General features: G+C 35.4%; 16 protein-coding genes, 1 other RNA gene and 1 pseudogene. 7 read left to right on the top strand and 11 right to left on the bottom strand.

Going from position 1 to position 22,960, the window contains the following annotated elements:
- Positions 1–17: 17 nt before the first annotated feature.
- Positions 18–1,124, bottom strand: coding sequence for an MraY family glycosyltransferase (locus GNY06_RS08090; protein WP_166519606.1), 1,107 nt, complete (start codon positions 1,122–1,124; stop codon positions 18–20).
- A 160-nt stretch (positions 1,125–1,284) separates the two neighbouring features.
- Entirely contained in the window at positions 1,285–2,199 is a 915-nt protein-coding gene (locus GNY06_RS08085; protein WP_244614389.1) for a DUF5106 domain-containing protein, read from the bottom strand.
- Positions 2,200–2,687: 488 nt separating this feature from the next.
- Here GNY06_RS08085 and GNY06_RS08080 point away from each other — a divergent pair, with 488 nt between their 5' ends.
- The 3 genes from GNY06_RS08080 (at position 2,688) to GNY06_RS08070 (ending at position 10,146) form a co-directional block, all read left to right on the top strand.
- Positions 2,688–5,864 carry a TonB-dependent receptor gene (locus tag GNY06_RS08080; RefSeq protein ID WP_166519605.1) on the top strand — a complete coding sequence of 1,059 codons (3,177 nt, stop codon included), beginning with the start codon at positions 2,688–2,690 and terminating at the stop codon, positions 5,862–5,864.
- 1,266 nt (positions 5,865–7,130) lie between these two features.
- Positions 7,131–8,105, top strand: coding sequence for a ribonucleotide-diphosphate reductase subunit beta (locus GNY06_RS08075; protein ID WP_166519604.1), 975 nt, complete (start codon positions 7,131–7,133; stop codon positions 8,103–8,105).
- Between the two features lie 340 nt (positions 8,106–8,445).
- A complete protein-coding gene (locus tag GNY06_RS08070) occupies positions 8,446–10,146 on the top strand; it encodes a ribonucleoside-diphosphate reductase subunit alpha (protein WP_317163771.1) in 1,701 nt (566 codons plus the stop codon).
- 99 nt (positions 10,147–10,245) lie between these two features.
- Here the strand turns inward: GNY06_RS08070 and GNY06_RS08065 are convergent, their stop codons facing one another.
- The 5 genes from GNY06_RS08065 to GNY06_RS08045 all read right to left on the bottom strand — a co-directional run bounded on the left by GNY06_RS08065 (position 10,246) and on the right by GNY06_RS08045 (position 16,211).
- A complete protein-coding gene (locus GNY06_RS08065; protein WP_244614388.1) occupies positions 10,246–10,854 on the bottom strand; it encodes a hypothetical protein in 609 nt (202 codons plus the stop codon).
- A gap of 37 nt (positions 10,855–10,891) precedes the next feature.
- The gene (locus tag GNY06_RS08060; protein WP_166519602.1) at positions 10,892–11,539 is read right to left on the bottom strand and encodes an HD domain-containing protein; all 648 of its coding nucleotides are present in this window, start codon (positions 11,537–11,539) and stop codon (positions 10,892–10,894) included.
- A 438-nt stretch (positions 11,540–11,977) separates the two neighbouring features.
- A complete protein-coding gene (locus GNY06_RS08055; protein ID WP_166519601.1) occupies positions 11,978–12,868 on the bottom strand; it encodes a ribokinase in 891 nt (296 codons plus the stop codon).
- A 4-nt stretch (positions 12,869–12,872) separates the two neighbouring features.
- Positions 12,873–13,514 (bottom strand): DUF4241 domain-containing protein, encoded by a 642-nt coding sequence (locus tag GNY06_RS08050; protein WP_166519600.1) that lies wholly within the window; start codon positions 13,512–13,514, stop codon positions 12,873–12,875.
- Positions 13,515–13,595: 81 nt separating this feature from the next.
- Positions 13,596–16,211, bottom strand: coding sequence for a valine--tRNA ligase (locus GNY06_RS08045; RefSeq protein WP_166519599.1), 2,616 nt, complete (start codon positions 16,209–16,211; stop codon positions 13,596–13,598).
- A 128-nt stretch (positions 16,212–16,339) separates the two neighbouring features.
- On the opposite strand from GNY06_RS08045, the gene GNY06_RS08040 reads away from it, so the two are divergent.
- Complete coding sequence (locus GNY06_RS08040) at positions 16,340–16,720, top strand: DUF1573 domain-containing protein (protein WP_166519598.1); 381 nt, start codon at positions 16,340–16,342, stop codon at positions 16,718–16,720.
- Between the two features lie 176 nt (positions 16,721–16,896).
- Positions 16,897–17,763, top strand: a complete 867-nt coding sequence (locus GNY06_RS08035; RefSeq protein ID WP_166519597.1) for a PPK2 family polyphosphate kinase — start codon at positions 16,897–16,899, stop codon at positions 17,761–17,763.
- Position 17,764: 1 nt separating this feature from the next.
- On the opposite strand, the gene rnpB is transcribed toward GNY06_RS08035, so the two are convergent.
- An RNA gene (gene rnpB / locus GNY06_RS08030) (RNase P RNA component class A) lies at positions 17,765–18,069 on the bottom strand.
- 227 nt (positions 18,070–18,296) lie between these two features.
- On the opposite strand from rnpB, the gene GNY06_RS08025 reads away from it, so the two are divergent.
- The gene (locus tag GNY06_RS08025) at positions 18,297–18,791 is read left to right on the top strand and encodes an RNA polymerase sigma factor (RefSeq protein WP_166519596.1); all 495 of its coding nucleotides are present in this window, start codon (positions 18,297–18,299) and stop codon (positions 18,789–18,791) included.
- Complete coding sequence (locus tag GNY06_RS08020) at positions 18,781–19,458, top strand: hypothetical protein (protein ID WP_166519595.1); 678 nt, start codon at positions 18,781–18,783, stop codon at positions 19,456–19,458. Before GNY06_RS08025 ends, GNY06_RS08020 begins: the two co-directional genes overlap by 11 nt.
- A gap of 41 nt (positions 19,459–19,499) precedes the next feature.
- On the opposite strand, the gene rpoN is transcribed toward GNY06_RS08020, so the two are convergent.
- The 3 genes and pseudogenes from rpoN to GNY06_RS15675 all read right to left on the bottom strand — a co-directional run.
- A complete protein-coding gene (gene rpoN, locus GNY06_RS08015; protein WP_166519594.1) occupies positions 19,500–20,966 on the bottom strand; it encodes an RNA polymerase factor sigma-54 in 1,467 nt (488 codons plus the stop codon).
- A 146-nt stretch (positions 20,967–21,112) separates the two neighbouring features.
- Positions 21,113–22,561, bottom strand: a complete 1,449-nt coding sequence (asnS, locus tag GNY06_RS08010; RefSeq protein WP_166519593.1) for an asparagine--tRNA ligase — start codon at positions 22,559–22,561, stop codon at positions 21,113–21,115.
- Between the two features lie 287 nt (positions 22,562–22,848).
- A pseudogene (locus GNY06_RS15675) lies at positions 22,849–22,960 on the bottom strand (IS982 family transposase); the annotation flags it as partial.

Below are 22,960 nucleotides of genomic sequence, written 5' to 3'. Positions count from 1 at the left end.
CTTGCTAATAATCCGTCTTATTTAATCCTTTCTCTCCTCGCTGCTACTCTAATATTAAAAATATAATGAAATATAATCCATAAGAGTACATCACAAATGATGACCACATTATTGCTAATTAACTCTACCATCACAATATTAAAAACACAGAAAAACAAAGCTAAACAAAAAATAGATAACATGGTCGTTCTGTGAGACATCCCTGCATGCAGGAATTTATGATGTAGATGGTTGCGATCCGGAGAAAATATTGGAGCCTTCATACGCCAACGAACATACATTACCCTAGCCACATCAAGTATAGGCACCACCAATGTGGAAAACGCTACCATAATAGCACCCTCTGAAAAGGGCTTTATATAATGATTGTTCATGGCAAAACTAATCGCTAAAAACGCAATAGAATAACCGAGGGTCATACTCCCCGTATCTCCCATAAATATTTGACGCTTACGGCGAGTCGTACCATACACATTGTAATAAAAGAAAGGAATTAAAACACCTGCTGTAATAAAAGCAAAAATGGCATGTAGCCAAGCTCCATAATACATAAACAAAGCCCCTAGTACAATACAGCCTAAACCGACTAAACCTGAACATAGACCATCTACTCCATCCATCAAGTTCACTGCATTCACAATAAGGACGACGATGAATACCGTTAATGGCATTCCTATCCATGGAGACAAAGTCACCACAAAACCTAACCCATACAAATCATTAATCCATAAACCACTTAAAGGAAAGAGAGATGCTACAAATATTTGGGCTAAAAATTTTGCTTTATAATTAACTCCTATTAAATCATCACCAATTCCTACGATAAATAATACGGCTAACCCACATATCAACATGGTAAACATAGGAAATATCTCCCATGTCATCACCTCAAGATCTACAAAATTTAATTTATAGACAATAAGCATGACAATAGTATACAAACAACATTGTATAGGAGCGAAAGCGACCCCCCCTAATCTAGATACAATGCGGCTGTGTACTTTCCTGGAATTTACCGGATCAAAAAGCCGTTTCCTATAGGAAATTAAAAGAATGTATGGAATCATTATTCGACTAAGAAGTATGGCAATAATGAAGGGAATAAAAACTATTAATAATTTCATATTTAAAAAAATAAACCACTACATTTAAATTAAATTTACACTACACCCAATTTCCCATACACTTTAGTCTAAATTACAACCATCATCAAATTTTAATTGTTTCTGAATGAATCAATAGGCGTTTTTAAAATAAATATTCATTTAAAGCTTATTAAATACATCATCTATTAAACCAACCCAAAAACTGTTCCAAACTAGGATCTTTAAGAATAACTTTATTTTTTTCATCAATCAAAAACAGCGTAGGAAATGCTTTAATATCATAAAGTTTCTTTTTCATCAAATAAGCATTCTTATCAAAGCCATTGATCCAATTGCTCGGTATATTTTGCCTGTAGGCCTTCCATTGTTTGATTTCTCCGACCGGACATATTGCAACAATTTTCAATTTCCCCTGATTCACCAGCGTATTAATATTTGGATCCTGCCCTATTTCTGCAATAGTTTCAGCACAATGTGGACATGCGGGGTCATAAAAAAGAAGCAATTTATTGGTAGATTGAATATGGTGTAAAGACTGACTTTCACCCGAAATATTGAGAAAATTAAAATCTGTAATTACCGAATCAGGCATATTTTTATTCACCAGTTCCAAGAGCATTTTGTACCTTAGCTTCTCTATATTACTGAGGTGTGGAGTAGAAACCAAATATTCTAAAACTGAAAGATAGTATACATCATTACGCAGGGGAGAAGCTGCATCATATAGATATTTTTCATATTTATCCTTAAAAAAATTAAATACCTCCTTATTTACAGCTGCTTTTTCGAGCATTGTTCTAATAGAACTGGAAATTTCTTCTTTACCAGACGCTGGAAAAAGACCTATAAAATTAATTAAAGCCTGCTCTAATACAGGAAAATTGTTTACAATTTCTCCATTTTTAAAATTATAATCATCCCAATAATGAATAAGCGTAGAAGTTGAGATAGGCTGGGAGACCTGAATCGAATTTTCTTTTACCTGTTGTAAATCAATATCTTCATCTTGCTTTTTTGCTGTACAGGAGCTAAAAAGAAATAAAAAACACCACAAAACAAAGCAAAAAAACTCTAAATTTATTTTCTTCATCATATTTTGGAGAATATAAAAATACATTATTATTTAAAAACAAACGTAAAATACTGATCTTAATTACATTACCAAACATGTAATTAATCGACCTCTAAACTGCCCCCTTTAATATTATTTACAAATAAAAGAAAAAACAACCAAATCATCAAGAAAAAACCTGTTAAAATATTATATTAAAAACATATTTTATGTAAAATGAAAAATATTTACACATAAAACAGCCCTTAATTCACCGCTTAAAACACAGCTAATATAGGCAAAAGCAGACCAAATACGAGTAAATAATATTTCAAAATAATAATAAAATAAATGAACAAAATTTAATAATGTGAAAAATGAAGAAACAAAAATCTAATGTTATCTTCAAACTAAGTTTTTTAAGTTTTTTTTAAGTAAAAATTAATTAACGATTCACAAAATATTCATTGTGAGTTTCTGAATTACAAAATACAGGCCTGTACTTTTACGCTAAATTGATTTACTTAATTATGAAGAAAAAACTAATTCTTGCTATGGCTCTCCTCTCTTTTGGCTTAGCATCTTCACAAGAAACCACTTCCAAAATTTTCGGTAAGCTAAAAGGATCTCATGCAGAAGCAACTATTACAGTAACACATTTACCCACCAATACTACTTTTGAAACAAAGAGCAATAATAAAGGTTTCTTCAGTATTGACAATCTATCTCCCGGAGGGCCGTATAAAATAGAAATATCAAAAGATTCAAATATTATTTATTCGAACAATAGCCTCCAGCTCTCCTTAGGTAATAATGACTTACCGCCTATTGAAGTTCAGGCAAGAGAAAACAATATACAGGAAGTAAAACTTACGGCTCACAAGAGGACAACCACCAAAGAGGGTATTGGCATCAGCCAAGCTCAAATTTCAGGACTCCCTAACATCAATAGAGGGATACAAGACGTCACCAAGCTGGTCCCTCAAAGCGCCAATAATTCCTTTAACGGGACTAATTTTCGTTACAACAATGTTACTATTGATGGTTCTATCAATAATGATGCCATTGGATTTAGTCCTTCTCTAGGGGGGCAAACAGGATCCTCAGGCATGCCCGGCAGCAGTACGCGTTCCAATTCCATCAGTCTAGATGCTATACAGGATGTACAAGTGTATATTGCTCCCTATGATGTAAAATTAGGAAACTTTTTAGGAGGGAGTATCAATGCCGTCACTAGAAGCGGTAGCAATAAAGTGGAAGGCTCCACTTATTTTTATGGCAGGAATGCTGCTATTACTGGTAAAAACAGGGTGGGTGATTCTTCTAAAATGCCTAATTCTTTCCAAGATTATATTGCAGGAGGGAGAGTCGGTTTACCTGTTATAAAAGACCGTGTTTTTTTATTTACAAATTTTGAATATACAAAAAGAACGGATCCTGTTTTTTATAATGCCGGTGATCAGGGCTCATTAATCACGGTTCAGACAGCTCGTGATATTTATAATTTTGTAAAAGATAAATATCACTTTGATATTGGAAACGCTCAATCTTATAACAATACCTCGGAAAGTGGAAAACTTTTTACAAAGTTAGACTGGAAACTTAATGCTCAACACAGTCTCTCCATAAAAAACAATACCGTTTTTTCTCATGCTTCCAATCTAGAACGAGATGGGGCGAACTTCCGCTTCTCCAATATAGATTTTATTCAAAAAAATGCAGCCTCTTCTACCACCTTAGAATTAAAAAGCCGATTTAATGATCAATGGAGTAACAATTTAATCTTGGGATATTCTTCCATACACGACTATAGGGAACCTTCTGCACAAAACAAGATGTTTCCGCAAGTCGAAATAGCATATAACGGTGGTACCATACTTTTAGGCAACGACAGGGAAGCCAGCGTTTTTAACCTTAAACAGAAAACTTTTGAATTCACCAATAACCTTAGCTATAAGACCGGTGTACATTCCTTTTTATTAGGAACTCACAACGAACTCTACAATATAGATTATGGTTTTATAAATGCTCTAAACGGAAGGATTTCTTATAAAAGCCTGACTGACTTTTACAATAGCTCCGCCTCCAGAATAAGGGGGACTTATCCACTAAATAATGCCGATAGGGAAACACTCTTTAACACCCCCTATGCCCATTACAAAATTAATTTACTATCCCTCTATCTACAGGATGATATTAATCTAGGAAGACTAAGGCTATCACCCGGAATTAGAGTCGATTATACAGATTTACCCAATAAGCCCAAGTTAAGCCCACTTGTAAATTCATCACCTCTCGATCCTAATAGAGGTAAAACTTATACCTATACACCTCTTAACCAGCTCAACAACAACTACCTCAACAAACCCACCCTATCTCCTAGACTAGGCTTCAACTTAGATATTACAGAAAATAAATCTGTTGTATTAAGGGGAGGCTCGGGAATCTTTGTGGGAAGAATCCCTTTTGCCTGGCTTGGTTATGCCTACTATAATGATGGAGTAGGTTTTGGAAGCTATGATTACAACAACCCTAGCGCAAATTTATTAGCCACAAATGGAGATCCTCTTATAGGTGAAAACTTTTCAAAATGGCAACATTCTTCAAAAGTACAAGTAGATTTAATTGATAACCAATTTAAAATCCCAAGAGTTTGGAGAAGTTCCTTAGCCTTAGACTATAGCGTATCTGGCTATAAATTTACACTGGAAGGTATTTACACTAAGGTCTTATATGACCTGAAATTCCAACAAGTAAACAAATCTGATAAAGTGACTTACTTTAGCTATGACACTCAGCAGGAGATGCCCATCTACTCGACCAATATTAATAGTAACTTCTCCAACGCCTACCTATTATCCAATACCAAGCAGGGGTATCGCTATAATATAACAGCTCAATTATCTAAATCCTATAACTTCGGCTTCAACTTCTTCGTTGCTTATACCTATGGCGATGCTAAGGACATCACCAACGGTATCCGAAATTCTATGGAAAGTAACTGGCAGATGAACCAGTCTTTAACCCCTAATAACCCACAGTTGGCCACTTCTAATTTTGCCATTAGAAACAGGATTATAGCCAATCTGGGTTATGGCTTTAACCTTTCTGAATCCAATAGAATTTCTGCTAACATCTTCTTCAATGCTCAATCTGGGAATCCTTTTTCTTGGGGATTTATCAACAACAGCCTAGCGAATACCGGCCAGGCTGCAGGATTGGCTTATATTTTTAAAGATGCAGCAGAGGCAGCAAAATATTTAATGCCCTACAGTAATCAGGATGGGAAGACCGTGAGTACCGAGGAACAGGTTACCGATTATGAAAATTTCATCAATAGTAATAAGTACCTCTCCAGTCGAAGAGGTAAGTTTACAGAACGTAATGGAGATTTTACACCTTGGAATATTCAGGCAGATTTTCGAATTATGGACGAGATTAGACTAAAGAACAAGAAGTCTCTTCAAATTTCATTCAGTATTATGAATATTACTAATTTACTAAATAAAAATTGGGGTAAAATATACTTTGTACCCAATACCTTTAATTCCACTGCAAGTGTAGGCTTAACAAAGGTTGGGAACCTAAACCATGGCCCGGAGGCCGGAGATCCTACCTATAATTTTAAGACTCCGGGCTCCCCCTACACCATTGATCAGTTTGCCTCTAGATTTCAGGGACAGCTAGGGCTAAGATATAATTTTTAAAGCCTTCTTTCCATCTCCAAAAACAATTAAAGGCTCCAAGAGGAGCCTTTAATTTAGCAATCTTTTATAGACGCTTTAACTGATATGAAAAACTAATTAACACTACAAATTTATCCAAATTCAATAGAAACCAAAAATGATTATTATCACGCCCCAAAACTTGCATATCATTATTTATATATTGAAAGATCCAGCTTTACTAAAAGACTCTTCTCTGAATTAATTGATGCTATTTTTTTGCTTAAGTTCCCTTTTATCTGTATTCAAAAGATTGAATACTTTTTTATATTGGCCACTTTATCCATTCCGGATAGAACCTATACATCAACACCTTATTAATCCTCTAGCCTTATATAAATATTAAATTATATCTTTTTATTGAGCTCCAAACAAGCTATATATTACTGATTTTTAATTTTATACCATATGATATACTCCGGAAAAAGTATGATTCCAAGAGAAATTAACACTCATTTTTTCATCAGTAATTTTTGGCGCAATCATATTCTTCGCCATCTTATCTATTAACCTCCCTCGCTTCAGTTTACTATACTCCTTTTAGATATTAAAGAAAGATTAGCATTCTTACAATCTGGTTACAGCATTGAAATTATTGATTTCAATATGACTTCCTCCTTGAAATTTCATTACAAGGAGGATTTCGCTTCTTGTTCTTATTTGGAATTTCATTCTTTTCTGTAAAGTGTATTTTCGAGTTGTAATACACTCCCGCACTCCAATTCGGATGAAATTATTAGATATTATATTCATCAAATAAAAACTTTTCCGTTCATATAGAACGAACTAATAGAAACATCCTATATTACCGACCAATTTTTAGATTTATCCCTTAAAAAAATAGCGTTTTACTTTTCCCTATGGCAGAGAACTTTTAAATTTTTCAAGGCGAAGCTCTTGCAATATCATTATGTTAAGCTAGCGACTCTGTTGGCCTTTTGTTACCACTTTACAAAAAGATTCATTTTTTAATCGTTTAATTATAAAATACTTATTTAAAGCACATATATACAAGTGTTTAATTTATATATATTAAAAAAGCTAAGTTACATACGACCTTTGGGACTAATTAACCTAAAGATAGGAGGTTAGGTGTAATTGTGGATAACTTTTTCACAGGAAATAAGGCTTTGAGATGGGTAGCAGCTTTTTGTACTTTTTATTATAAGGACCTTTTGATAAATTTGTAATCTGACATAACAGCTAAAAAGTAGCCTCATTTTAATTAAAAAATTACAAGAAATCATTATGGGAATTTTCGACAAACGAATCAGTTACAAACCTTTTGAATACCCTGAGATTATACAGTTTGTAGAAGCTATTAACAAATCGTTCTGGGTACATTCAGAAGTCGATTTTACAGCCGATGTACAGGACTTCCATTCACAATTGGAACCTTATGAAAAAAATGCAGTGAAAAACGCTCTGTTAGCAATTGCTCAGATAGAAGTATCTGTAAAAACATTTTGGGGTAACCTTTATCACCACTTGCCAAAACCAGAGCTAAATGGATTAGGTGCCACTTTTGCAGAGTGTGAATTTCGACATTCAGAAGCTTATTCTCGCCTTTTAGAAGTTTTGGGTTACAATGATGAATTCCTTAACGTCGTGGAAATCCCCCCTATTAAGAAACGTATTGATTTCTTATCCCATGTACTAAAACATGCCAATTCTACCACCCCGAAAGAGTATGTATCTTCTCTACTCTTATTTAGCATTTTGATTGAAAATGTATCTCTATTTTCTCAATTCGCTATTATTCTGTCCTTTACACGATTTAAAGGATATATGAAGAATGTATCCAACATTATCGCATGGACTTCCGTCGATGAGCAAATTCACGCCAATGCTGGAATTTATTTAATCAATAAAATCAGAGAAGAACAACCCAAATTACTTTCAGATGCCGATCTCGAAGAGATTTATACTTTAGTAGACCAGTCTGTAATGTTGGAAGCTGAGATTTTAGACTGGATTTTTGAACTAGGCGAATTGGATAAAGTATCTAAAGAAAATTTACTCAACTTCATGAAATATCGGGTGGATGATAGTCTTAAGAAAATTAATATGAACCCTCGTTATAAAATTTCGGAGGAGCAATATCGCCCTATGATTTGGTTTGAAGAAGAAGTATTCGCAAATTCTCTGGATGATTTTTTCGCAAAAAGACCTGTAGACTATACAAAACACGACAAGAGCATAACTGCAAATGATTTATTTTAATTAAAAAACGAAATCAATTTAAAGGAAACCTGTATTAAGAAATAGCTAAAAAGGAGATGTAGATATGCCATTATAAAACAAGTAGACTCCAAATGAAAAAAGATAAAATGCAGGTATTAAAATTGAAGTACCAAGCGAGATAAGATTGAATATAAGGATAGTAGAGATGTACTTCTATTCAGATCATTAAAGAAAAACACAAAATTTATCTCATTTTTTATTTATTCTACTGTTAAAAAATAAAAAATGAGATAAAGTTTGGTGCTTTGAAAATTGTAGATGTTAGAATTAGAAAAAAAGTGGTTGTATAATTGTATACAACCCATAAATATAAAGCAAGATCTCCACAGGCTTACAAAAACAGAGATTTGTAAAAAATAGAATTATGGAAGAACAGAATAATATATGGTGGCTGAACGAGGAATCCGAACAAATGCTCAACAGGGGGTATTTGCTAAAAGGAGAAACCGTAAAGGGGGCCATAGAAAGAATTACAACGGCCGCCGCAAAACGCTTATACAAACCAGAACTACAACCCGCTTTTGAAGAGATGATTACCAAAGGGTGGATCAGTTTTTCTTCACCTGTATGGGCTAATATGGGAACCCAGAGAGGGCTACCCATCTCGTGTTTCAATGTCCATATTCCAGACAGCATAGAAGGTATTACCCATAAACTGGGAGAAGTGATTATGCAAACCAAAATCGGAGGAGGGACTTCTGGTTACTTCGGAGAACTCCGCCATCGTGGAACTGCAGTTACTGACAATGGAAAATCCTCTGGAGCTGTTTCGTTCATGAAGCTTTTTGATACGGCTATGGACGTAGTTTCTCAAGGTGGTGTACGCCGCGGTGCTTTTGCAGCTTATTTAGATATTGACCACGGTGATATAGAGGAATTTTTGTCGATTAAAGATATAGGGAGTCCTATTCAAAATCTATTTACTGGGGTTTGTGTTCCGGATTACTGGATGCAGGATATGATTGATGGCGATATAGAAAAACGCAAAATATGGGCTCGCGTACTAGAAAGTCGCCAACAAAAAGGTTTACCCTATATTTTCTTTACAGATAACGGAAATAGAAATAAGCCTCAAGTGTACAAAGACCTAGGTTTGACAGTGAATGCTAGTAACCTCTGCTCAGAAATCATGTTACCTTCTTCTATGGAGGAATCATTTATTTGCTGTCTATCTTCAATGAATCTCGAACTATACGATGAATGGAAAGATACAAATGCCGTAAAACTGGCTATTTACTTTTTAGATGCTGTACTTTCTGAATTTATTGAAAAAACAGAGGACAATTATTACCTACAGGGAGCTAGAAACTTTGCCATACGCCACAGGGCATTAGGACTAGGGGTGTTAGGTTATCACTCCTATTTACAGAAAAATATGATTCCTTTTGAAAGTTTTGAAGCTACTCAGTTCAATGCAAGAGCTTTTAGGCTCATAAAAGAACAAGCAGAACAAGCCTCTAGAGAATTAGCGGATATCTATGGTGAACCGGATATATTAAAGGGATATGGACTGAGGAATACGACCACCATGGCTATTGCACCAACCACCTCAAGTTCGGCTATTCTAGGCCAAACTTCGCCAGGGATAGAACCTTTCTCTTCTAATTACTATAAAGCTGGTTTAGCGAAAGGAAATTTTATACGCAAAAATAAATATCTGGCTAAATTGCTAGAAGAAAAAGGAATAGACAACGAAGAAACTTGGCGTACTATTATGCTCAATCACGGATCTGTTCAACATATGAAAGAATTAACAGATCAAGAAAAATCAGTATTTAAAACCTTTAAAGAAATCTCTCCCATGGAGATTATTTCTCAAGCCGCTCAAAGACAGCAATATATAGATCAAGCACAATCACTAAACTTGCAAATTCCATCCAGCATGCCTGTTAAAGATGTGAACTATTTATATATTGAAGCCTGGAAAAAGGGTGTAAAAACACTCTATTATCAACGAAGCTCATCAGTTTCTAAAGAACTGATGGTTAATTTTGTAAATTGTTCTTCTTGTGAGGCCTAAGTCAATAAAACTCGGATAAAGTAAAAAAAATCACAGACGTAATGTCTGTGATTTTTTTATGAGAAAGGATGAAGCTTGCTGAATAGAGTCCAGCACTGATCAATATTCTACCGCTAGAGGTTTTTTCCGAAGAAGTAAGGCTATATTGAGAAAAAGCAACAGCAAATCCAAAGTTACCCATATTGCATCAGTAACTGTATCATCAACATAGGCACTCACCGCCTTAACCCCCATATCAGACAGTCTATGACTTTGGTTAATATAGTTCCGTATTTCTATAAGCTGATCTTCATTTTTATTAAAAATCATGTTCTGAGAAAAATAAACCAACTGTCTCTTACCTATAAACCCCATGAGCCAATACTCATCCATATTCTTAACTTTAAAATATTCTATGCGATAATGGGCGGGCCTAATTACGCCTACATGGGAAACGCTCTCTCTAGCTTCTGGATCATTACTTATCTTAATAGCATAAATATCCAGAGGATGGGGCATATTATTAATAATCTGTACGGAAAGAGATCTTTCCGAGAACTTGGGAAAACTAATTTTAAAAAACCACCAACTAAAAAAAACAATGCCTCCTGTAGCAATCAGCCAGCGGAAAAATCGGGTGTATACTGCCAGATTGCCACTCTTTATGGGTGAGAGCAATAAAGAGATCCCTAATAAAATGAAAAGAAGTATAGTAAGTGCGTACATCATAATTTTCAACAAAAGTAAAAATTTCTTTCAAATAGCCCTATACTACCACATTCCATTCGTTGTAAAATTGCTGTAAAAAATCTTCCATATATTGATGCCTTATTGCTGCCATCTCTTTACCAGTAGGTGTATTCATCATACTTTTTAATAACAATAATTTTTCATAAAAATGATTAATACTCGTTCCCTTCGATTTCTTATATTCTTCTTTACAAAAATTTAAGCGAGGTTTTTCCTCAGGAATATGGATGGGGTTATTTTTAAAACCTCCAAAATTAAACAACCTCGCAATACCAATTGCCCCCATAGCGTCCAAACGGTCTGCATCCTGAACAATCTGTAATTCTATGGGCTTATGCTTGGCTGTTTCAGTTCTATTCTTAAAGGATATATTTCTTATTATGAATACAACTTGCTGAATAACCTCTGGTTCTACCTGCTGACTTTGTAAAAAAGAACAGGCCGTTTCTGGTCCTATTTTCTCGTTCCCATCATGAAATTTAGGATCCGCGATATCATGTAATAAAGCTCCCAGATGGATTACTTCCAAATTGACACTTTCTTTTTCCGCAAGCTTGATCGAAAGTTTCCACACTCTTTCAATATGGAACCAATCGTGCCCCGCTTCAGCTCCCTGCAATTTTTGCTTTACAAATTCAACTGTTTTTGACACTAAATCATCCATATAAACATCCTTATTTTTTAAGAAAAAGTGATAAGTTTTTATAAAATTTGCTCTCCTTTTACCAAAAACAGTAAAAGTAAAAGATAAAGATACATAAAAATAGCTCCAACAGTATTGTTCATCGGGGAAAAAACTCAAAAATACACCTACTATCAGGAGCCCATGCCTCTATATTTATTTACAAACGGTCGTTCCTCGAACGGGGCTCTCTTTAATGGTATAGAGTAAGCATATAAAAACTTTTTGGAATTAAAAAGTTTCACTATAAGACTCTGTTTCTGATAGACTATGAGGTAGAAAATAAAACAAATAGTAAAGCCTAAAAGCTATTTGAAGTAAATACTTGTAAGAAGGGATGATGTTGATATTTTCAAAATCTACCTCTTTTTAGAATCACTTTTATTTTTAGTATTCGGTTATTTATAGCGTATCAAAAACTTAAGCATTAAAATCTTCTAAGTAAGGTAATCCTGTCTGAGACCCCCTACTGGCGGAGACCTTGAGTGCAACTTCATTCCCAAATCGCACACAGTCTCGAATCTCATTTCCATGGCAAAAGGCTATGGCAAAACCTGAGGTAAAAGCATCCCCCATTCCCATCTTATGAGCCGTAGTGGCGGGCTCTTTGCGGTAATATTTCATCTCTTCACCATTAAAGTATAAGGTGGAATTAATGCCATCTCTAATAAATAACTTATTGGGGAGTCTTTTGAGAACTTTATCATCGTTAGCTTCTCCAAATATAACAGATAAATCATTACTTTTCGCTACAATAAAAGTGGAAGCTTCGATCATGTATGCGGGCACAAATTTCGCAGGAGATGCATAAAGGCCTATTCTAGTCTTACTTTTTTCGCATAAATTAAAAAGGTGATTTACAGCAGCTATAGGAATTTCAAGCTGTGTCAATACCAAATCTGCCTCTTTAATGATAGTCTCTGCCTTATCAATATCTGTTGTGGTAATAAAGTTGTTGGCCGCAGGAACCACCACTATACTGATATTGCCGTGTGCATAAGTAACATAAGCCGTCCCTGTAGGTTGCGTTGAGTTTTGATGGACAAAGCCTACATCAATTCCTTCTCCTTCCAAATTTTCCAGCACACTGGCTCCATTCGCATCTCTTCCCACACACCCTACTAAGTACACCTGTGCGCCCAAGCGACTTGTGCCCACAGCTTGATTAGCTCCCTTGCCACCTAAAAACAAATCGGTTTGAGTCGCCAGTACTGTTTCATTAATAAAAGGATGATGTTCTGTCGTCAGAACTAGATCTATAGAAGAACTTCCCACTACTACAATTTTGGGGGTGTGGCTTGAAAATTTCATAAGACTAATCTACTATTATTTCAATAAATTCAGTAATTAATTTTACAGGTATTCCCTTTTTATCATACCCGATATAACTGGCATAAAAACCTTCCCCAAAACCTGCTTCAAAAGCAAAAATATTGTTTTTTTTCTCTCCATACGGCTTTAGCAGTGCATATTGATGGACAGCTTGCGGACCTTCAAAAAAATAGGGATGAAAAAATTCATCATAAATACCTCCAAAATCTGCTGCTTTTCTTTGAAATATCTCCTGCTCCAAATGGTGGAGTAAACTTTGGGTCTCATAGTCCATAAAACAACCCATACCACTTTCTACAGGATACCCGAATATTTCTCCTTCTTTTAAATCTTTTACGTTCTGCCCCGGGGTGGTGGCCAAATTCCATTCTCTCACTTCGGATTGTTGGAAAACTACCTCTGCATAAGCCACACAATTACGATCCCTCTCTTTATGGATATTAACCTGAAAATCTCCTATGGGAAATACTTGCTCAAAAGCAGGTTTATCTGGTGTAATTAAAGGATCGCTGGCCACAATTTCCCCTGTGGTTATGGCTAACAAACCCACATCATAACTCTCCAACGAAGGGGTTTCTACAAAATTCTTTGAAAAAAGCTTATGTATATTTTCTATACAATCCATAATGATTCATTAAAAACGAGAATAAAAAAGACCTTTTGCATAATATAGGTTCAATGTTTCTGGAATAGAATAAGCTGAAAATTATAGCGTTTTGATTTTTTCTTCTAACAAAGCTATTTTTTCCTGAGTATCTTTTTGTTTCTTTCGTTCATTGTCGACCACCTGTTTCGGGGCACCAGCCATAAATTTTTCATTAGCTAATTTTTTTTCTACAGATGTCAGGAAACCTTTTAAATACTTCAATTCGTCTTCGGTTTTCTTTTTTTCTTCAGCGAGATCTAGATTTTCACTGAATGGGATAGAACATTCTACAGCACCTATTAAAAAGGTGAAACTCGGTTTATCGTTTTTCTGAGCATAATGAATTTCACCAATGTTAGCTAATTTTTTAATGACAGCTTCATTCTCCCAATGCTCTACCTGAGTATAAACCTCTAGCTGCTCTTTTGGAGAAATACCTTTGCTTTGACGATAATTTCTAATTCCTGAAACAATTTCCTGTGTCTGAGCAAAGTTGCTTATGATTTCCGGATCAAAATCTGATTCTTGGTTTTGTTGGGTAATTATCAATGCTTCAGCAGGTAATCGCAGCCTCATAGACTGCCATATTTCCTCTGTTAAAAATGGCATAAACGGATGTAAAAACTTCATCAGATCTTCAAAGAAAACCATGGTTTTATCATATACCTGCTGACTGATGGCCTCTCCATATTTTGGTTTTACGATCTCAAGATACCAAGAACAATAATCATCCCATATTAATTTATACAATAGATGAAGAGCATCTGAAATTCTGAACTTTTTAAATTGATCATTTATTTCGGCTATCGCTTTATTAAATTCGGCCTCGAACCACGCAATCGCCTGCTCAATCTCAATAGAAATCTCTCTATCATCTTTCTTCCAACTTTGAGTCAATTTAAAGGCATTCCATATCTTGGTCGCAAAATTACGCCCCTGCAGCATCAGCTCTTCGTCAAACAAAAGATCATTCCCTGCAGCAGAACTTAACAAAATACCAACCCGTACACCATCTGCTCCATATTGGTTAATTAAATCTATGGGATCCGGTGAGTTGCCTAAAGATTTAGACATCTTACGGCGCTGCTTATCTCTTACGATACCCGTAAAGTAAACATTTTGAAAAGGAATCTGTTGTTTAAATTCCTGCCCTGCCATAATCATTCTCGCCACCCAGAAGAATATAATATCAGGCCCGGTAATCAAATCTGAGGTAGGGTAATAGTAATTAATATCTTTATTATGAGGATCTAATATACCATCGAATACAGATATAGGCCATAACCAAGAAGAAAACCAGGTATCCAGAGCATCTTCATCTTGTCTTAGATCCGATATCGATAGTTTTGAGTTGCCTGTCTTTTCCTGAGCAAGTTTAAGCGCTTCTTCAATATTTTCGGCCACCACAAAGTCGTCTTCTCCTGAAGCATAATAATAGGCTGGAATCCGGTGCCCCCACCACAATTGACGAGAAATATTCCAATCATGCACATTTTCCATCCAATGTCGGTAGGTGTTTTTAAACTTTTCAGGATAAAATTTTATCTCTCCATTCATCACCACATCTAATGCTGGCTTTGCAAGTCTTTGCATTTTAAGAAACCATTGTACTGAAATTCTAGGTTCTATTACCGCTCCTGTTCTTTCGGAGGTTCCCACTTTGTTAAGATAATCTTCAGCTTTTAGTAACAAAGCTTTCTCCTCCAACTCTTTAACAATTTCTTTTCTTACGGTAAATCTATCTTTTCCCTGATAGTGCTTCCCATACTCATTGAGACGAGCATCCTCATCCATAGAGTCTATCACTTGCAAACCATGGCGTTTTCCGATTTCATAATCATTAACATCGTGAGCGGGTGTTATTTTTAGAACCCCGGTACCAAAATCAATATCCACATATTCATCCTCAATAATAGGTACTTCCCTCCCCGCTATGGGAACTCTGACTTTTTGACCTTTAAGATGACTGTAGCGTTCATCATGTGGATGAATACATACCGCGGTATCTCCAAATAAAGTTTCAGGACGCGTGGTAGCAACAGTTAAAAATTCATCCGAGCCTACAATCTGATACTTTAAAAAATATAATTTCCCGTTTTGTTCTTTATAAATTACTTCTTCATCCGAAATATTGGTTTTCGCCTCTGGATCCCAATTTACCATTTTATACCCACGATAAATCATTCCTCTGTTATAGAGATCTACGAATACCTTTGTTACGGATTGTGATAAGCCATCTTCCATTGTAAAGCGGGATCTTTCCCAATCACAAGAGCATCCGAGCTTTTTCAACTGTTCTAAAATGGTCCCCCCATATTGGTGTGTCCACTGCCAGGCATGTTCTAAAAATTTTTCACGCCCTATCTCTTTTTTGGAAATTCCTTCGGCTTTTAATTTAGCGACCACCTTAGCTTCAGTAGCAATTGAGGCATGATCGGTTCCGGGTACCCAACACGCATTATAACCCCGCATCCGAGCCCGACGGATTAATACATCCTGCAGCGTATTATTTAGCATATGTCCCATATGCAAAATACCGGTAACATTAGGTGGAGGAATCACTATGGTATAAGGGACTCTTTCATCGGGTTCCGAATGAAAAAATTTGTTATCCTGCCAATATTGGTACCACTTTTGTTCTGCTACTTGAGGATTATACTTGTCGGAAATTTCCATTAGTTTGATAATTAATGTTTTTATGTGATAAGTTGCAAAAATACGGGAAAGCTCATGAATATAAAAACCCTGTATCAAATAATTAGTTAAATTTGTTATTCGGACTAACTCTATAAAATTCATTTAAAATGAAAAAACTATTTTTAGGATTATTTTTAACGGGCACCTTCGCTCTATGTGCTGCACAGTCTATTTCTTTTGATAAAACCACATTGGAATATGGAAATATTGCACAAAACTCCAACGGAGAAAGAATGTTCACCATCACAAATAAAGGAAACAAACCGCTTATTCTCACTAATGTGAAAGCTTCTTGCGGCTGCACCACCCCTCAGTGGAGCAAAGATCCTATCCTACCAGGCAAAAGCACACAACTTAAAGTAGGTTACGACACTAAATTAACAGGAAGCTTTAAAAAATTAATAGAAGTCTACTCCAATGACCCAGAAAATCAAAGGAGCGTAGTTTGGATTACCGGAAATATTCTCTCTTCGCAAAGCAAAAATTAAAAATACTGACTTCAAGTGGTTCATACTAAATAATATTTGCCTAACCACAAAATGAAGCGCTTATTTTTTGAAAAAAGGTGGTTTAAATTAATTTTAAAACCACCTTTTTTCATCTACATATTTAATTAAAATAAAAACCTATATGAATGTTACTAAAATCAAAAATCCCAAACAAAATGAGTAAAGGTTTTAGCCAGAATTTTAGAATCAAGAATAAATTCTCTATCAAAAAGACACCTACTGGATATCAAGGTAAAATAGACAAAAGGGGTGCCCTCGCTATATTAGAAGAAGAGAAAGCAAAGCTTTATCAGCTACAAGAAAAATTATATGCAGATGGTAGTCAATCCCTTTTAATCGTTATACAAGCTATGGATGCCGCAGGTAAGGACAGCCTTATACAACATGTGATGAGCGGCATAAACCCGCAGGGATGCGAAGTGACGAGCTTTAAAACTCCTAGCTCTAAAGAATATAACCATGATTTCCTATGGAGACACTATAAAGCTTTACCCGATAAAGGTAAAATTGGGATTTTTAATCGATCTCATTATGAAAGCGTCCTAATCTGTAAAGTTCACCCTGAATTTAATCTACATGAACATGTATGGAAAGATATTAAGCAAATTGATACTACTTTTTGGCAAAACCGATATGAAAGCATTCGGAACTTCGAAAAACATCTGGTACAAAACGGAACACATATTGTTAAATTTTTTCTTCACGTCTCCAAAAAAGAACAAAAAAAACGACTTTTAGCCCGTATTAACAAAGCGGATAAAAACTGGAAATTCTCGGAAAATGATCTTAAAGAACGTTTATTGTGGGACGATTACCAGAAAGCTTATGAAGAGGCTATCAATGAAACCTCTACAGCAGATGCACCTTGGTATGTATTACCGGCAGATCAAAAATGGTTTACAAGAATAGCAGCCTGTCAGATTATTATTGATACTTTAAAACATATAGACCCTAAATTCCCCCGGCTAGGAGAGGACACTTTGTTAAACCTTCAGACCTATAAAAACTTGCTTATAAAATAAAAAAAAGACAAGCGCTATAAGCCGGATTCTGTACCCCCTTAGAAGAGAGGTGCCTGTTATTTATCTCCCTGTATTGTTACCAACACAATGTAGCTGCTTACCCCCCGGCATTGGGCGGGCTGCCCTTAATTGCCGGTATACATAGCATTGCACCACATAGAGTTTACCTGATTTCACTACAGCCGAACTGTACTTGCTTTCTGTTGCACTTGTCCTATCCTCGCGGATGACGGCCATTAACCGCTATGTTGCCCTATGGTGTCCGGACTTTCCTACCCTTAAAGGATCAACAGGCCGCGCTTGTCGAGTGCAAAGATAAAGTTTTCCTCTCAATTAAGAACTCTGGAAACGGGATAAATAAACTTCACCACCAGCAAAATTTAGCGGCTATACCTTATTCCCGATCCTTATCCGTTTCAGGGCTTATTTTATGATTGCCCTTTCTGTAAAAAGACGTATCCTTACACTTATCTATGATTCTAAATCTTTTTTTTATATTCGTAACAAATTTACTCCTTATCACTTGATGAAAAATGTCACCAAAGGAACAAGATTTCTCTAAACTAATCCAAGACAACCAAGGTCTGATAATTAAAGTTGCAAGGCTATATACCCATAATCTAGATGACCAACGAGATCTTTTTCAAGAAATCGTGTTACAATTATGGCGTTCTTACGACTCTTTTAAAGGAAATTCTAAAATTTCGACATGGATGTACCGCGTAGCCCTTAATACTGCTATTACACTTTTTAGAAAGAATACAAAAACTATTAAAACAGCCGAATTAACAGATTTCCATCAACCTGTACTGGAAGAACCCCATGACAGCCAACCACAAATCAGCCTATTGTATAAGGTGATTAAAATGTTGAACGATATTGACAGAGCTATTGTTACCATGTACCTGGACGGAATTCCGTATAAAGACATCGCTGAAAATATCGGAATTACAGAAGTGAATACCCGCGTAAAAATGAACCGATTGAAGAAAACACTGAAAAAATTAATGATCCAATATGCGGAATGAATTTGATCTAGACCAGTTAAAGAACACCTGGCAAAACCAAAGCATTAGGCCACACTACCAGGCTGCTGATATTTTAGAGATTTTAAATAAAAAATCACAAAGCTACATTAGGTATATTCTATGGATTAGCTTTGCGGAATTTACTATTTTTTTAATCCTCAATGTTTTTGCTTGGCTCCGACATGAGAATAGTGATATTTATTTCTCTCAGCTCACCCTGATGGGGATAATAGTAGACCAAAAAATTAAGATGAGCTTCCACATCGCCTATTTCATTTTCAAAATGATCAGTCTTTTTATTATTTTGTACTATGCCTACATTTTTTTTCAAAAATATAAAAAGATAAAAATCGAAAGCAATCTAAGAAATTTTATTTCACAAATAATATCTTTTAAAGAATCAGTTAATCGATTTATATGGATCAATATTGTATTTCTTGTTATTTTTATGGCCCTCATCACCATTTTTCCCATTTTCCATGTTCACCAACAACATCTCCAGATTAGGACGGATAAGTACACAATGTATATCATGGGAATTATAATATCCTGTTGCACCGGTATCATCTTAGTCTTTGTATACTATAGACTTGTATATGGCATTCTCCTCAAAAAACTATCCCAAAATCTGCAACAACTCACCCATATAGAAAAGGAAAGTGCCTAAAACTAAGAGAGCCGCTTTTAAAAGCGGCTCTCTTAGTTTTCTTATAATTCCTTTCGTAATCTTGCTACCGGTATATTCATTTGTTCACGATATTTCGCAATAGTTCGGCGAGCAATATTATAACCTTTGGCTTTAAGCATTCTTACCAATACATCATCGGTATAAGGTTTTCTTTTATTTTCTTTATCAATGATATCCTGCAAATGCTTCTTAATTTGCTTAGTAGATACCTCTTCCCCATCATCATTTTTCAAGCTATCGGAAAACAGGTTTTTTAAATAAACAATCCCATTAGGAGTATCTGCATATTTGCTTTTGACCACACGAGAGATGGTAGAGATATCAAAATGAGTAACGTCTGCTACATCTTTTAATATCATGGGTTTTATACTTTTCTCATCTCCAGTAATAAAATAATCTATCTGCAGCTCTATAATGGCATTAATCGTTTGCATCAGCGTATTTTGTCGCTGATTAATGGCATCAATATACCATTTTGCAGCATCTAACTTTTGCTTAATAAATAAAGCAGCCTGCTTATGTTCTTGAGAAGTTTTGTCTTGAGAATAGGTGGATAAGATTTCTTTATATTCATCCGAAACCCTCAATTGAGGAGCGTTTTTACTATTTAAAGAAGCAGAGACTTTTCCATCTTTAACGGAAATAACAAAATCTGGGATAATCTCTTGGTTAATTGTAATCGTTTGAGTGTCAAAATCTCCTCCTACTTTAGGCGAAAGTTTAGCTATTTCAGCTAAAGCCTGTTTAAGATCTTCTTCTCCGACATCATATTTATGGATAATCTTATTATAATGTTTGTTACTTAAAGCATCAAATTGATGAAGTAAAATATTATGGGCTAATAATACCGCAGGTTTATCACTCACCTTCTTTTCGATCTGCAATAAGAGACATTCTCTTAAATCCCTCGCGCCTACCCCTGGGGGATCTAATTTTTGCACGTAATTGGTAAGAATATCTTCTACCTGGTCTGCACTGGTATAAACCCCTAACGAGAAAGCCAAATCGTTGACCAATGACTTTATATCTCTGCGTAAATAACCATCATTGTCTAAATTTCCAATAATATATTCGGCTATTTTAAGGTTTTCATGAGCAATGGTAGTCAATCGTATTTGCTCTATAAGATAATTGTATAAGGATTGACCTTCTGTAAGCAAAGATTGGTTATCAAATTCTTCATCATCGGAAGCGTAATTACTAACCGAGGTTTTATAGGAAGGTTCGTCATCAAATAAATACTCATCTACATCAAAATCTGTTTCTATAGACTCTGTTCCCTCATCGTCATCATAAGCTCCCTCAAAATCATCAAAATCATCCTCTTTAACTTCATCCGAAGCTTTTTCTAAGGCTGGATTCTCCTCTAGCTCCCTCTGTAACTCTTCCTCAAATTCAAGCGTGTGAAGCTGAATAAGCTTCATCAACTGAATCTGTTGAGGAGCCATTTTCTGATTGATTTTTATCTGTAGGTTTTGCTTTAGCATAGGTTTTTTTGGTGAACAACTTGGTAAATTAACACTACGAATTTAAGCATTTTATTTCAAAAAATAAGCTGGAAGGGATTTTGTCATTATTTTTAATAAAAAAGCCTTTAGATTGTTTTCTAAAAGCTTTTTTAAAACCTATATATTTAAAATTCTGCATTTTTAGGAGTTCTAGGAAAAGGTATAACATCCCTAATATTAGTCATCCCAGTCACGAAAAGGACGAGACGCTCCAAGCCCAATCCAAATCCTGCATGGGGAACAGAGCCAAACTTTCGGGTATCCATATACCACCATAACTCTTCCGGATCTACATGCATCATCTGCATTTTATTTTTTAATACCTCCAGCCTTTCTTCTCTTTGAGAGCCTCCTATAATCTCCCCGATCCCAGGGAAAAGAACATCCATAGCTGCAACCGTTTTATGGTCCTCATTCATTCTCATGTAAAAGGCTTTAATCTCTGCAGGGTAATTAAACAAGACGACAGGAGCCTCAAAATGCTTTTCCACGAGATATCTCTCGTGTTCTGATTGTAAATCAGCCCCCCAGTTTTCAATAGGATAGGCAAATTTTCCTTTTTTATTTTCTTTTGAGTTTAAAAGAATCTCTATAGCTTCGGTATAGCTTACACGCATAAATCTCTTCTTCACCACATTTTCCAACTTCTCTATCAACCCTTCTTTCGCCCTATCTCGCTCAGGCTTTTGTTTCTGCTCTTCAGCAAAGCGCTTATCCAGAAAAGCCACATCATCCTTACATTTATCCAAAACATACTGAATAACATATTTTAAGAAGTCTTCGGCAAGATCAATATTATCTTCAAGATTGTTAAACGCTACTTCAGGCTCTACCATCCAGAATTCTGCCAAATGACGGGTAGTATTAGAATTTTCTGCACGAAAAGTAGGCCCAAAGGTATAAACCCTTCCCAATCCCATCGCTGCAGCCTCTCCTTCTAACTGCCCAGATACAGTAAGGTTTGTTTTTCTACCGAAGAAATCCTGTGCATAATCTATGCGGGCATCTTCTGTCCTAGGAATATTCTCTAAATCAAAACTAGTTACCCCAAACATTTCCCCAGCTCCTTCAGCATCAGCCCCCGTAATGATAGGCGTATTCATATAGAAAAAGGCTCTTTCGTTAAAAAAAGAATGAATGGCAAAACTAACGGCATGACGTACCCTGAAAATAGCTCCGAACAAGTTCGTTCTGAATCTTAAATGGGCTTGTTCGCGGAGTTTTTCTAAGCTGTGTTTCTTCGGTTGGAGAATTGTACTATGAAGATCTTCAGTAAAATTATCCCCTAATACCTTTATTTTTTTTGCAATAATTTCAATGTTTTGCCCAGCACCTTGGCTCTCTACCACTTCTCCTACGATTTTTAAGGAAGAAGCTGTTGTAATATTTCGAATAATATTCTCGTCAAAATTCTGAAAATCAACTACAATTTGCAAGTTATTAATGGTAGAGCCATCGTTTAAGGCTATAAATCTGTTTGAACGAAAAGCCCGCACCCAACCGTACACGGTGATATCACGATGTAAGAATTCCTTATACTTTTCTAAAACTTCTTTAATGGTCTGCTTGTGCATGATCTAAAAATTAACGTGTGCAAAGTTAATAAAATTATATAGTTTAAACCCCCTCACTCTGCACAATATCTCTTTACACTCAAATAGATGCTTTAAACCCGGATCAAGAAAGTTCCTTGAATAAAAATTTCTTTTTTTAACATTTAGAATGAGTATAATCTCTTCACCAGATTGAATAGCACTTGGAAAGCTTTTAATTCATAAGCGTTGCCTATGAATAGACTCTTCATTTCTTAAGTATATAAATCTATTTTTTAATACATTATATAAATTAACCCGTGGTGCATTTAAGCAATACGAGTTTTTAAGTTGTTAATATTTCTATTGTTTAGTTTATTAATGCATTGTATAACAGTCATTGCCATTATCTTAGATAATATTCTATTCTTAAAGCCATCA

The sequence above is a fragment of the Elizabethkingia argenteiflava genome, assembly GCF_009904105.1.
Classification (GTDB): domain Bacteria; phylum Bacteroidota; class Bacteroidia; order Flavobacteriales; family Weeksellaceae; genus Elizabethkingia; species Elizabethkingia argenteiflava.
The sequence above is the reverse complement of the archived record's forward strand: the minus strand, read 5'-3'. Positions and strand labels throughout refer to the sequence as shown.